Source organism: Paenibacillus whitsoniae (assembly GCF_003955665.1).
Lineage (GTDB): Bacteria > Bacillota > Bacilli > Paenibacillales > NBRC-103111 > Paenibacillus_E > Paenibacillus_E whitsoniae.
On record NZ_RXHU01000073.1, the window covers coordinates 46,974 to 60,252 of the forward strand.

The 13,279-nt window shown below is 47.2% G+C and carries 12 protein-coding genes and 1 rRNA gene; 9 read left to right on the forward strand and 4 right to left on the reverse strand.

Annotated features, from left to right (window positions below; genetic code table 11):
* Nucleotides 1-13: 13 nt before the first annotated feature.
* The 4 genes from jag to rpmH all read right to left on the reverse strand — a co-directional run bounded on the left by jag (nucleotide 14) and on the right by rpmH (nucleotide 2,106).
* On the reverse strand, nucleotides 14-631 hold the full coding sequence (gene jag, locus EJQ19_RS22715; protein ID WP_126143526.1) for an RNA-binding cell elongation regulator Jag/EloR: 618 nt from the start codon (nucleotides 629-631) through the stop codon (nucleotides 14-16).
* Nucleotides 628-1,401, reverse strand: a complete 774-nt coding sequence (gene yidC, locus EJQ19_RS22720; protein ID WP_126143527.1) for a membrane protein insertase YidC — start codon at nucleotides 1,399-1,401, stop codon at nucleotides 628-630. The genes jag and yidC overlap by 4 nt, the downstream gene beginning before the upstream one ends.
* 71 nt (nucleotides 1,402-1,472) lie before the next feature.
* Nucleotides 1,473-1,832, reverse strand: coding sequence for a ribonuclease P protein component (gene rnpA, locus EJQ19_RS22725; RefSeq protein ID WP_126143541.1), 360 nt, complete (start codon nucleotides 1,830-1,832; stop codon nucleotides 1,473-1,475).
* Nucleotides 1,833-1,971: 139 nt separating this feature from the next.
* Nucleotides 1,972-2,106, reverse strand: coding sequence for a 50S ribosomal protein L34 (gene rpmH, locus EJQ19_RS22730; RefSeq protein ID WP_126143528.1), 135 nt, complete (start codon nucleotides 2,104-2,106; stop codon nucleotides 1,972-1,974).
* A gap of 648 nt (nucleotides 2,107-2,754) precedes the next feature.
* Here rpmH and dnaA point away from each other — a divergent pair.
* From dnaA to EJQ19_RS22775, 9 genes are all read left to right on the forward strand, one after another.
* Nucleotides 2,755-4,122: a chromosomal replication initiator protein DnaA gene (dnaA, locus tag EJQ19_RS22735; RefSeq protein WP_126143529.1), complete on the forward strand. Its 1,368-nt coding sequence runs from the start codon at nucleotides 2,755-2,757 to the stop codon at nucleotides 4,120-4,122.
* A 179-nt stretch (nucleotides 4,123-4,301) separates the two neighbouring features.
* A complete protein-coding gene (gene dnaN / locus EJQ19_RS22740; RefSeq protein WP_126143530.1) occupies nucleotides 4,302-5,444 on the forward strand; it encodes a DNA polymerase III subunit beta in 1,143 nt (380 codons plus the stop codon).
* 15 nt (nucleotides 5,445-5,459) lie between these two features.
* Complete coding sequence (gene yaaA, locus EJQ19_RS22745; RefSeq protein ID WP_126143531.1) at nucleotides 5,460-5,675, forward strand: S4 domain-containing protein YaaA; 216 nt, start codon at nucleotides 5,460-5,462, stop codon at nucleotides 5,673-5,675.
* Nucleotides 5,676-5,702: 27 nt separating this feature from the next.
* Nucleotides 5,703-6,821 carry a DNA replication/repair protein RecF gene (gene recF, locus EJQ19_RS22750; RefSeq protein ID WP_126143532.1) on the forward strand — a complete coding sequence of 373 codons (1,119 nt, stop codon included), beginning with the start codon at nucleotides 5,703-5,705 and terminating at the stop codon, nucleotides 6,819-6,821.
* Nucleotides 6,822-6,826: 5 nt separating this feature from the next.
* A complete protein-coding gene (gene remB / locus EJQ19_RS22755; RefSeq protein ID WP_126143533.1) occupies nucleotides 6,827-7,075 on the forward strand; it encodes an extracellular matrix regulator RemB in 249 nt (82 codons plus the stop codon).
* A gap of 35 nt (nucleotides 7,076-7,110) precedes the next feature.
* Nucleotides 7,111-9,027 carry a DNA topoisomerase (ATP-hydrolyzing) subunit B gene (gyrB, locus tag EJQ19_RS22760; RefSeq protein ID WP_126143534.1) on the forward strand — a complete coding sequence of 639 codons (1,917 nt, stop codon included), beginning with the start codon at nucleotides 7,111-7,113 and terminating at the stop codon, nucleotides 9,025-9,027.
* A gap of 102 nt (nucleotides 9,028-9,129) precedes the next feature.
* The gene (gene gyrA / locus EJQ19_RS22765) at nucleotides 9,130-11,610 is read left to right on the forward strand and encodes a DNA gyrase subunit A (RefSeq protein WP_126143535.1); all 2,481 of its coding nucleotides are present in this window, start codon (nucleotides 9,130-9,132) and stop codon (nucleotides 11,608-11,610) included.
* 78 nt (nucleotides 11,611-11,688) lie between these two features.
* Entirely contained in the window at nucleotides 11,689-12,756 is a 1,068-nt protein-coding gene (locus EJQ19_RS22770; protein ID WP_126143542.1) for an HD-GYP domain-containing protein, read from the forward strand.
* 338 nt (nucleotides 12,757-13,094) lie between these two features.
* Nucleotides 13,095-13,279: ribosomal RNA gene (locus EJQ19_RS22775) — 16S ribosomal RNA — on the forward strand; the annotation flags it as partial.

Below are 13,279 nucleotides of genomic sequence, written 5' to 3' on the forward strand. Positions count from 1 at the left end.
TGCAGCTTCTCTCTTATTTCACAGCAATGACGACGCGCCGATTCGGCTCTTCGCCTTTACTGTATGTTTTGATACTCGGATGCCCTTGCAATTCCGCATGGATAATTTTACGTTCCTGCGAATTCATCGGCTCGAGAATAACTTCCTTCTTTGACTTCAACACGCGGTTAGCGAGCCGCAAAGCAAGCTCCTCCAGCGTCTTTTTCCGGCGCTCACGAAAATTCTCCGCATCCAAAATAATGCGGAAATGCGAATTCGCGTACCGGTTCGCCACAATATTCACCAAATATTGCAGCGCATCCAGCGTTTGTCCTCTTTTGCCAATTAAAATGCCAAGTTCGGATCCACTCATATTTAAGATGTAGCCTTCACGATCTTTGTGCGTATCAATGGTGATGGAAATGTGCATCGCTTCGAACATATCTTGTAAGAAAGCTATTGCTTCCTCAAGTGGATCAGGTATCAATTCAAGCTCAACTTTCGCTTCTTTCACACCGATTAATCCGAACAGCCCCTTAGAGGGCTGCTCCAAAATATGAATATGAACCCGTTCTTCCGAAACTTGCCACTGAGCCAGTCCGGATTTCACAGCCAGCTCAACCGTTTTTCCAGTCACCACGATTTTCTTCATTTCGACAGGCCACCCTTATTATTTTGAGATCCAGGCTTTTTTTGTTTACCAGGAGAACCATAAATAAAGTAAGACTGAACAATCGTGAAAATGTTACCGTAAACCCAGTACAGCGGAAGTGCGGATGCGAAGTTCATCGACATGACGAAAATCATGACAGGGAAAATGTACATCAAACTCTTCATTTGCTGATTCATTTGGGAAGACATGAACATCTGTTGAACAAACGTCGTTGCCGCGGCAATAATCGGCAGAATATATAGGTGATCCGGCTTACCGAGATTTAACCATAAGAAGGTATGATCACGAATGTGATCGTTGCGCATGATCGATTGATACAGCGCGATGAGAATCGGCATTTGGACAATGATCGGAAAACATCCGGCTAACGGATTGACCCCATTTGACTGGAACAGCTTCATAGTCTCTTCTTGCTGTTTCTTCGGATCATCTTTGTACTTCTCTTTAAGCTTCTTCATCTCTGGCTGCAATTCCTGCATCCGTTTGGAGCTGCGGTATTGTTTAAGCGTGAGCGGCAAAATGATTAACCGAATAATGACGGTCACAACCAGAATGGCCAGCCCATATTGCCCCCATAAGTGATTGGCAAACCAGTCCAACGTTTTGGATAGCGGGTAGGTTAAATATTTCGTGAAAAAATTGGCCGTATTCAAATCAATTGGCGCTGAAGCCGCACTGGAAGTTCCACAACCAGATAGCAGCAAGATGACCGCTGAGAGCGCAAGCAGCGTATAAATTCGACGAGTCAAAATGAGATCCTCCTAAATGTCTTTTCCAACATAAACTATATCACATCTTAAGCCAGCAAGGAAATATTGCTTCACTTTTTTGAAGAATCATTTTTCTTTAATAAAGAAGCTTTTCGAACCACATGCCAAAGGCTCTTCTCCATCTCGGCATACGGCATCTCCACAACCGGCTTTCGGGCCAGCAAAATGTAATCGTAATGCGGTGCCATTCGCTCTTTATTCAATCGAACGATTTCTTTCATCATCCGTCTTAACCGGTTGCGCACAACGGCGTTGCCTACTTTTTTGCTCACGGAAACCCCGAACCGAAAATGCTCGAGTTTGGGCTGCGGCAAATAATATAGAACAAACTGATGATTGGCGACCGACTTACCGTACCGGTACACTTTGCTGAAATCTTCTCTTTTCGCTAATCGATATTCCTTCTCCACGTAGGCGAACACTCCAAACCGATCACACATATTCATAGTGGAAATACGCGCCTGGCATTTTATCTAGCATAGACAAATCCCGCGTTTTCCAAACCGTCTGTTCGATTGCAAAAAAAAAAGCCCCTTCCGGAGCCTCTTTTTACGCGCTAAGCACTTTTCTTCCTTTAAGACGACGAGCTGCCAGAACTTTACGACCGTTCTTTGTGCTCATTCTTTTACGGAAACCATGGTTTTTCTTCCGTTTTCTCGTATTCGGATTAAACGTCGGACCCATCTATAGCACCTCCCTACCTAATGAGGATTTCCCATCCCACAAAATTTCTACTACTCATTAAAGCATTTTACCTGTAGAAAGTCAACACGCCGGGGCGTACAGCTGACTGGAAAGTTCTCCACGGAGATCGCCGCACAAAGCGCCACGAAAGGACAACCTGTGTATGGTTTTTAGCGAATGTGTGCACAGTTTGTCGAAAGTTAACAGAATATCAACAATATCTTGTGTTGTGAACAATATTTACCCACAAGTTGTTGTGATTGTGGATAATGGCAAACAATCCGTTGATTAACAAGGTATCTTTTGATAAGATAGTTATGTTTCTGTTGTGGATATATGAGTTATTCCCTCTTAATTATCAACACCCTGTGGATAACAATGTGAACAAAATTCCTCGATCGGTATAAGTCTATCACACCCATTCTTAACTTTGTGGATAATACGACAAAAAAATTCTTCTTTTTCCCGCAGCTTTCCGTTTCTTTTCGACAACCGCGGGGAACGATATAGCGTGGTCATCTAAGCGTTATCCGCTAACACCCCGCATTCCGCTCAACTTGAGTTTGATCATAGATAAGCCGTTTTACATGTCGTACGAAGCTAACCTGGCCGAAGCCGCATGTTGATTTCATAAAGGAGTGACGTACTGTGGAAGGCCATTCTACGGATTTATGGCAGCAAATACTAACGATCATACAAACCAAGCTCAGTAAGCCTAGCTTCGATACCTGGTTAAAATCAACGAAAGCAACTGTTTTTAACGATACGGAAGTCGTCATTTGCGCACCGAACAATTTCGCGCAGGAATGGCTTGAAAGCCGCTATACCAAGCTAATTGAAGGCACAATTTACGATTATTTAGGCCGGCATGTCGCGGTAAAGTTCATCTTGGAGACGGAAGAGCTTAAAGCGCAGAACGCCGCAGCAGCCATGCCTGCCGTTATTCCGCCCAAAGGGCCGGCGATTACAACCGTCGAAGAAAATTTTCAAAATATGATGAACGCCCGTTACACTTTCGATACGTTCGTCATCGGATCCGGCAACCGGTTCGCCCATGCCGCATCCCTGGCCGTCGCCGAAGCGCCGGCCAAAGCGTACAATCCGTTGTTTTTATACGGCGGGGTCGGACTTGGGAAAACGCATCTGATGCATGCGATCGGTCATTACGTGCTGGAGCACAATCCAGGCGCACGCGTTCTCTATATTTCGTCTGAAAAATTTACGAATGAATTCATCAATGCCGTCCGCGATAACCGCGGCGAAGGGTTTCGGAATAAGTATCGCACCATCGATGTGCTCTTAATTGACGATATTCAGTTCCTGGCGGGGAAAGAAGGAACGCAGGAAGAGTTTTTCCATACGTTCAACGCGCTGCATGAAGAAGGTAAACAGATCATTATCTCCAGTGACCGACCGCCTAAAGAGATCCCAACCCTGGAAGATCGGCTGCGTTCCCGCTTCGAGTGGGGTCTGATCACGGATATCCAGCCGCCGGATCTGGAGACGCGAATTGCGATTTTACGCAAGAAAGCGAAGGCCGAGAACCTGGAAATCCCGAACGAAGCGATGATTTATATCGCCAATCAGATTGACACGAACATTCGTGAACTCGAAGGCGCGCTGATCCGCGTCGTTGCGTACTCATCCCTAATTAATCAGGATATTAGCGTACATCTGACGGCCGAAGCGCTGAAGGATATTATTCCGTCCAACCGCCCGAAAGTGATTACGATTCAGGATATTCAGCAGCGTGTTGGCGAATTCTATGGATTGAAGCTGGAAGATTTCAAAGCCCGCAAACGAACAAAAGCCGTCGCCTTTCCACGGCAGGTCGCGATGTACCTGGCTCGGGAGCTAACGGACTTTTCCTTGCCCAAAATCGGTGAGAACTTCGGCGGCCGCGACCATACAACCGTCATCCACGCGCACGAGAAGATCTCTCAGCAGCTGAAAGAAGATCAGGAGCTCTATAAGATCGTCCATAACTTAACCGAACGCATCAAAAACCCATCTTAATAACTTCCCTTGATCAACAAGCCTATACACAATCTATTCACATGTGGATAGGCTTGATCTGCTTTATGTTTTGTCCACTATCCACATATCCAGAGCCCCTACTGCTATTACTAATAAAAAATGTTATTATATAATGATTATGCTGACGCACAGCAAAAAAGAACCGCAGGAGTGAAATCATGAAGTTAACGATTCTCAAGGAATATTTAATCGAATCCATTGGTCACGTTTCCAAAGCCATTTCCTCACGTACAACCATCCCGATTCTGACAGGAATCAAAATAGATGCTACGATCAGCGGCATAACCTTGACGGCTAGCGATACGGATATTTCCATTCAAAGCTTTACGCCTAGCGAAAACGACACCCTTAAAATTGTCGATCTTATTCAAACAGGCAGCGTTGTACTGCCTGCCAAATTTTTTATCGAAATTATCCGGAAGCTTCCGGCACAATTGATTGAAATTGAAGTGAAAGCCAATTTCCAAACAACGATTCGTTCAGGTTCTTCCGAAATTCAAATCATGGGTCTGGATCCGGATGAATATCCGCTGCTCCCTGAAATTGAAGAGAACAAAATGCTTCGCTTACCAAGCGATCTGTTAAAAACGATGATCAAACAAACGTCTTACGCCGTTTCTACCAACGAATCGACGCCGATTTTGACAGGCGTTCTTTGGAATATTTCCGGCGATAAGCTCAAATTTATCGCTTGTGACCGGCATCGCTTGGCCAGCCGCGAGGTAACCGTTGATCACGATAGCGCGCAGCAGCTTCCGAATATCGTCATATCAGGCCGAACGCTGAATGAATTAAGCAAAATTTTGCCTGATCAGAACACGCTTATTGATATTGTTATTTCGGACAATCAGGTTTTATTCAAAATTCAATCGATTTTGTTTTATTCCCGCATTCTGGACGGTTCTTACCCGGACACGTCTAAGCTGATTCCGCAGTCATTCCAAACGGAAATGGTCGTACCGACCAAGGAACTCGCCGATGCGATCGATCGCGCTTATTTGATGTCCAAGGAAGAGAAAACGAATATCGTTAAAATGGTTATGCTCGAAAATAAGATGATCGAGGTTTCCTCCAGCTCCTCCGAGCTTGGAAAAGTAACGGAGCAAATTGAGCTGCAGCATATTGTCGGCGACCTGCTCAAAATTTCGTTCAACTCGAAATATATGCTCGATGCGCTTAAAGTGTTGGATTCCGAAATGATCCATATCGGATTTACCGGCGCCATGCAGCCGATCATCATGAAGCCGCAAGACGGCACGAACATGATTCAGCTCATTTTGCCGTATCGGACAACGAACTAGGAGGCGCGGCGCAGCATGAAAAAAATATCTATCCACACCGACTACATTACGCTCGGACAGTTTCTCAAGCTGGCGGATTGCATATCCACAGGTGGACAAGCGAAATTTTTCGTTGTGGAAAACAAAATTGAAGTGAACGGGCAGGCAGAAAATCGAAGAGGACGGAAACTGGTTCCGCGTGATGTTGTCACGGTGGAAGGCTTCGGACAATTTGAGGTCGTTGGCTCCTGATCCATCACCCAGGGGGATGACCGATTCATGTTTTTACAGCGATTGGCGCTTCGCCACTATCGGAACTACGAGCAGATCGAACTGGCGACGGACAGCAATATCAATATTTTCATCGGGCCTAACGCTCAGGGCAAAACCAATCTGCTCGAGTCCATCTACGTCCTCGCCATGACGAAATCCCACCGCACCCATCAGGATAAAGAGCTTATCGGGTGGGACGGTGAGCAGACGCAGCTGCAGGCAGAGATTCTCAAAAAGTACGGTACCTGCAAGCTCGATCTCACGATCTCGAACAAGGGAAAAAAAGCGAAGATCAACGGTATGGAGCAAAAAAAGCTCAGCAACTTCATCGGCGCTTTGAACGTCGTGATGTTTGCACCGGAGGATCTCGAGATCGTCAAGGGCACGCCGGGTGTCCGCAGACGGTTCCTCGATATGGAGATCGGGCAGGTGCAGCCCTCTTATCTCCACGACCTGTCGCAGTATCAGAAAATTCTGATGCAGCGGAACAATTATTTAAAACAAAACTACCCTGGCAAAAGCACGCCGGACCCCATGCTGGACATCTGGAACGAACAATTAGCCCAGTATGGTGTTAAAATTATGAAAAAACGTCAAAACTTTATTAAGAAGCTGCAAAAATGGGCGGAAAACATTCATCAGGGCATCACAAACGGCACTGAGGAGCTTCTCATCCGTTATGCGCCTTCGTTCGACATGGACCGGGATGAAGATGAATCTGTTTTATTAAACCAATTTATGATAAAGTTATCCTTGGTGAAAGATCAGGAGTTTCGAAGAGGCGTGACGTTAGTCGGGCCGCATCGCGATGATCTTCTCTTTTATATAAATGGCAAAGAAGTGCAAACGTACGGCTCCCAGGGCCAGCAGCGCACGACGGCGCTCTCCCTGAAACTTGCGGAAATCGAGCTGATTCAAGAAGAAGTCGGCGAATATCCGCTTTTATTGCTTGACGATGTATTATCCGAACTGGATGCGCATAGACAAACACAATTAATCCGAACGTTTCAGCAAAAAGTTCAAACTTTCATTACGACAACAGGCTTGGAAAGCGTTCATCTGGACCAGCTGGATCATGCTTCTGTGTTTCATGTTTTGAAAGGAAATGTAAGCGGCAGGAGCTGAGAAGTGTGTTTATTCATTTGGGTGGAGAAAAAATTATTCGAGCTTCCGAGCTCATTGCCATCTTTGATATTTCCATCGAGAAATCTTCGAAAATATCAAAGCAGTTCATACAGCAAGCCGTGAAAGACAAAAGGACCGAGCTGATCGGCGAAGAGGATCCTAAGTCGCTTGTCGTCACCAAGAGCAAGGTCTATTATTCCCCCATTTCCTCTACGACGCTCAAGAAAAGGGCACATCAGTTGCTTACGAATTAACTTTTTTGACTATGACAAAGCAGGTGAAGAATAGCATGTCTGTGAATCAAAATGCGTACGATGACAGTCAGATTCAGGTTCTGGAAGGGTTAGAAGCCGTTCGCAAAAGACCGGGTATGTATATTGGTTCAACCAGTGCCCGTGGACTTCACCATCTCGTTTGGGAAGTTGTCGATAACAGTATTGACGAGGCGTTGGCCGGTTTCTGTACCAGGATCGATGTGATTGTCCATAAAAATAATAGCGTTACCGTTATCGATAACGGCCGTGGTATCCCTGTCGGGGAGAATGCGAAGCTGAAGCGCCCGACGCTCGAAGTCGTACTCACCGTACTGCATGCGGGTGGTAAATTCGGTGGCGAGGATTCCGGTTACAAAGTATCCGGTGGTCTGCACGGGGTAGGTATCTCCGTCGTTAATGCGCTGTCTGAGCATTTAACTGTGCAAGTAAAGAATAAAGGCCAAATTCATCAGCAAGAATACCGCCGCGGCGTGCCGCAATATGACGTGAAAGTAATTGGCGAGACAGAAGAAACGGGCACGACGGTGACGTTCCAGCCAGACCCGGAAATTTTTAAAGAAACGACGGAGTATGATTACGATACGCTTCAATCCCGGATTCGCGAGCTTGCTTTTTTGAACAAAGGTATCGAAATCAATTTGATTGATGAGCGTACAGATACGGCGCATACCCACAAGTATGACGGCGGTATTATTTCCTTCGTTCAGCATTTGAACCGCAACCGTGAAGTTGTGAACGAAATGCCGATCTATGTCGAAGGGTCCAAAGATAATATCTCCATCGAGATCGCGCTGCAATACAATGACAGCTATACCGAGAACATTTATTCGTTTGCCAATAATATCAATACGCATGAGGGCGGAACGCACGAATCCGGCTTTAAGAGCGCACTGACGCGTATTTTGAATGAGTATGCCCGCAAAACAAATTCTTTGAAAGACAACGACTCGAATCTCTCCGGCGATGATGTACGCGAGGGATTGGCCGCGATTATATCCGTTAAAATTCCGGAGCCGCAGTTCGAAGGCCAGACGAAGACGAAGCTCGGCAACAGCGAAGTGCGCGGGATCGTCGAATCCTTGTTCGCTGAGAAGCTGCAAGAGTTCATGGACGAGAACCCTGCCGTCGCTAAGCGTATCCTGGAAAAAGGAATTCAAGCTGCACGCGCTAGAGAGGCTGCTCGTAAAGCGAGAGAGCTTACGCGCCGCAAGAGTGCGCTTGAAGTCAGCGCGCTGCCAGGTAAACTGGCGGACTGCTCTTCCAAAGATGCATCCATCTCCGAGATTTACATCGTAGAAGGTGACTCTGCGGGCGGGTCCGCGAAGCAAGGGCGCGATCGTCACTTCCAGGCGATTCTGCCGCTGCGCGGGAAAATTCTGAACGTAGAGAAAGCCAGACTTGACCGGATTTTATCGAATACCGAGATTCGCGCCATGATTACCGCTTTCGGTACAGGCATTAGCGATGATTTTGAAATTGCGAAAGCACGTTATCACAAAATTATTATTATGACCGATGCGGACGTCGACGGCGCGCACATTCGTACACTGCTGCTCACGTTCTTCTACCGGTACATGAGAAAACTGATCGAATCCGGTTATGTGTACATTGCGCAGCCGCCGCTCTTCAAGCTGGAACGCAACAAAACGGTTCGCTATGCTTATAACGAGAAGCAGCGCGAAATCATCATGCAGGAATTTGGCGAAGGCGCGAAAGTGAATGTACAGCGTTACAAAGGTTTGGGCGAGATGAATCCGGAGCAGCTGTGGGAAACAACGATGGATCCGGAGAGCCGCACGCTTCTGCAAGTGACGATTGAGGATGCCATCGAAGCGGATACGCTGTTCGATTCCTTGATGGGCGATAATGTTGAACCTCGGAGAGATTTCATCGAGGAACATGCGAAATACGTGAAAAACTTGGATATTTAATGTCCTGTGCGCCTGTCCGGCGAATCATTTATTATGCACTTTCATCTATTCGGACAGACGCCTGGGCGTTGCTAACGATGTAAGCTTTCAGGAGGAACGTTCATGAGCGAAGAATTACAATCGCAGATCAGGGAGATTGACATTTCTACGGAAATGCGAACGTCTTTCTTGGATTATGCGATGAGTATCATTGTCAGTCGCGCACTGCCCGATGTTAGAGACGGACTGAAGCCAGTTCACCGCCGTATCTTGTATGCGATGTCGGAACTGGGGATGTCTCCGGATAAGCCTTATAAAAAATCGGCGAGAATCGTCGGCGAAGTGATCGGTAAGTATCACCCGCACGGCGACTCCGCTGTGTACGAGACGATGGTTCGGATGGCGCAGGACTTCTCCTTGCGGTATCCGCTTGTTGACGGTCATGGCAACTTCGGTTCCATCGACGGCGATATGGCGGCTGCGATGCGTTACACCGAGGCGCGGCTTTCCAAAATCGCGATGGAATTGCTGCGCGATATCAACAAAGAAACGATTGATTTTGCTCCGAACTATGACGGAGAAGAGCTGGAGCCAGTTGTGCTTCCTTCTCGTTTTCCAAATCTCCTTGTGAACGGAAGTTCAGGGATCGCAGTCGGTATGGCGACGAATATCCCTCCGCATAACCTGCGGGAGGTTGTCGAAGGTATTCAAATGCTGATTCAAAACCCGGATGTAACGCCGATGGAGCTGATGCAGGTCATCAAAGGGCCTGACTTCCCGACGGCCGGCTTTATTCTAGGCCGGGAAGGCATCAGACAAGCCTATTCCACCGGACGTGGCTCCGTAACGATGCGTGCCCGCACAAACATTGAAGAGAGCAACAATAAGGCAAAAATCATCGTCAACGAGCTACCTTATCAAGTGAACAAGGCGAGATTGGTCGAGAAAATTGCCGAGCTTGTCCGTGAGAAAAAAATCGACGGCATCACGGATCTTCGCGACGAGTCCGACCGTAACGGTATGCGCGTTGTGATCGAGCTTCGCCGCGATGTGAATCCGAACGTTGTCTTGAATAATTTGTTCAAGCATACGGCGATGCAATCCAACTTCGGGATCATCATGCTGGCGCTGGTAAACGGTGAGCCGAAGGTGCTGAATCTCCGCGAGATGCTGCACTACTACCTCAAGCATCAGCAGGAGGTCATCCGCCGCAGAACGGAGTACGATCTGCGTAAAGCGGAGGCAAGAGCCCATATCCTTGAAGGCTTGCGAATTGCCCTTGATCACCTTGATCAAGTTATCGCCCTCATTCGTGCGTCCAGAACGACGGAAGAGGCTAGAGACGGGCTCATGTCGACATTCAGCTTGAGCCTTGATCAGGCACAGGCGATTTTGGACATGCGCTTGCAGCGTCTGACCGGCTTAGAGCGTGAGAAAATCGAAGCCGAATACGCCGAACTCATGAAGAAAATTGCGGAATATAAAGCAATTCTCGCCGATGAGCAGCTCATTCTGGGCATCATCAGCGATGAGTTGAATGAAATTAAAGAAAAATTCGGCGACGAGCGACGCTCCGAAATCACCGTAGGCGAAGAAAGTATCGAAGACGAAGATCTTATTCCGCGTGAAGATGTGGTTATTACCATTACGCATACAGGTTACATCAAGCGTCTTCCGGTTACGACGTATCGCAACCAGAAGCGTGGTGGACGCGGCGTCGTGGGGATGGACACTAAAGATAATGACTTCGTCGAACATTTGTTCGTTACGAATACACATCATTATCTCATGTTCTTCACGAACAAAGGGAAAGTGTATCGTCTGAAAGCCTACGAGATTCCGGATTTGAGCCGGACCGCTAGGGGAACGCCGATCATTAACCTGATCCAGATCGAGCAAGGGGAAACCATTAACGCCGTGATCCCGGTCGAAAGCTTCGAGACGGAACAGTATTTGTTCTTTGCAACAAAGCAAGGCGTTGTGAAGAAAACGCCGATCGACGATTACTCGAACATCCGCAAAGGCGGCCTGATCGCCATCAATCTGCGGGAAGACGATGATTTGATCGGTGTTAAGCTGACCGACGGGAACCAAGGCATTATCATGGGTACCAAGAACGGTATGTCCATTCACTTCCCAGAGCAAGAGGTCCGTTCGATGGGCCGTTCGGCGACAGGCGTGAAAGGCATTCAGCTGGATGAAGACGATGTTGTCATCGACATGGACGTTGTTCAAGAAGATAACAGCGTGTTGATCGTTACGTCGAAGGGCTTCGGCAAGCGGACGCCGGTTTCGGAATACCGCAGTCAATCCCGTGGCGGTAAAGGGATCAAAACACTCAATATCACGGAGAAAAACGGTCCGATCGTCGGCCTGAAAGTCGTAGAGGAAAATGAGGACTTGATGATTATTACCGCATCCGGCACTGTCATTCGTACGAGTATGGACGGCATTTCCGTAATGGGACGCAATACGCAAGGCGTACGTCTCATCAATATTCGGGAAGACGATGAAGTCGGTACACTTGCTCGCGTGCAAAAAAGTGAAGAGCAGAGCGACAACGAGCAGGACGAGGATTGGGAGCCTTCCGATTCAGAAGAATAAATTCAAGGGATGGGCTTACAAACCCATCCCTTTTATTTTACAATAGGAGTATTCGAACAGTAAGGTGAGTGAATGAGAGTGCCCACGGTAGCCGTTTCTCAAATAAAATTAGGCGAAAAATTAGGCGACGATGTTCTTACGAAATTAGGGAACGTCCTTTTTTACAAGGGTAAAATCTTGCAGCAGCGAGAACTGGAGATTCTCAAAGCATTTCTGATTCCATCCGTTAACATCGAATCCAAGCAGGCCAGCGAACCCGAGCCGGCTGTTATTGAAACGAAAACCAAAGAAACGGTGACAGAGCCTCCCTTTCATACGGAATATCAGAATATGGTTAAGCTGCTGAAGCGTGTTTTTCAGCTTGCAGATGGCGGACAACCTTTGCCGATTATGGATATTCGCAAAGGGATTGAGGCGCTTCTCCAACATATCGACAGCTATAAAGTGCTTACGTTTACGCCCAAGAACAGAAACTTGCACGAATATATTTACCACAAAAGTATTCTTGTCAGTCTAACCTCCTATTCTCTGGCGAGATGGTCGGGCCTGCCGCAGAAGGACCTGGTGCAGATCGCCTTGGCGGGCTTACTCCATGACATCGGGACGTGCAAAGTAGATCGCGCCATCCTGGAGAAAAAGGGAGCGTTAACCGCAGCGGAAAGCGAGGAAATGAAACATCATACCTTGCTGGGGTATCAGATCCTTAAGAACGTATCTGGCATCAATGAGGGTGTGAAGCTTACCGCCATTCAGCATCATGAACGTGAAGACGGCTCAGGCTATCCGCTGGGCGTGAAGGGCGACAAAATTCATGTCTATGCCAAGATTGTTGCGATTGCGGATATCTATAATGCCATGACGAATGAGCGTTCCTACAAATCTGCACTTTCGCCGTATGTCGTACTAGAGCAGTTGTTTAACGAGTCGTTTGGCAAAGTAGACCCGGCATTCGTGCAAGTGTTTATGAACAAAGCAACGCAGATCAGCACGGGCACGCTGGTTAAGCTCAGCGATAATCGCGTTGGTGAGATTATTTTCTCGGATCGTTCCCATCCGACACGTCCTTGGGTCAATGTGAACGGCACGATCGTTAATCTGACGTTAGAGAGGCAGTTGTACATTCAGGACGTTATCAATCAAACGTAAAAGTGCCTCAAGCTCCATGATGGTAGGCCATCGTGGGGCTTTTATTTATTATTCTGGTGAGTAAATAAACTTTTTTAAAAAAGTGCTTGCATCTTCGGGATAGATTTGTTATATTACTCCTTGTCGCTTCGGCGGGTTGCAAAAAATAATTAAAAAGTTCTTGCAATCGAATAGGCTGATGTGGTATATTAATCAAGTCGCCTTTAGAGGTCGACGATGATGAAAGACATTGATCTTTGAAAACTGAACAACGAGTGAGTAAGCAAATCGGTTGAGCAATCAGCCATAATGAGATTATTAATCTCGCTAGCAAGTCAAATGAGCAAGTCAGATTTTCTTTTATGGAGAGTTTGATCCTGGCTCAGGACGAACGCTGGCGGCGTGCCTAATACATGCAAGTCGAGCGGTCCCTTCGGGGATAGCGGCGGACGGGTGAGTAACACGTAGGCAACCTGCCTTCAAGACTGGGATAACTATCGGAAACGATAGCTAAGACCGGATAGCTGGTTTTCTCGCATGAGAG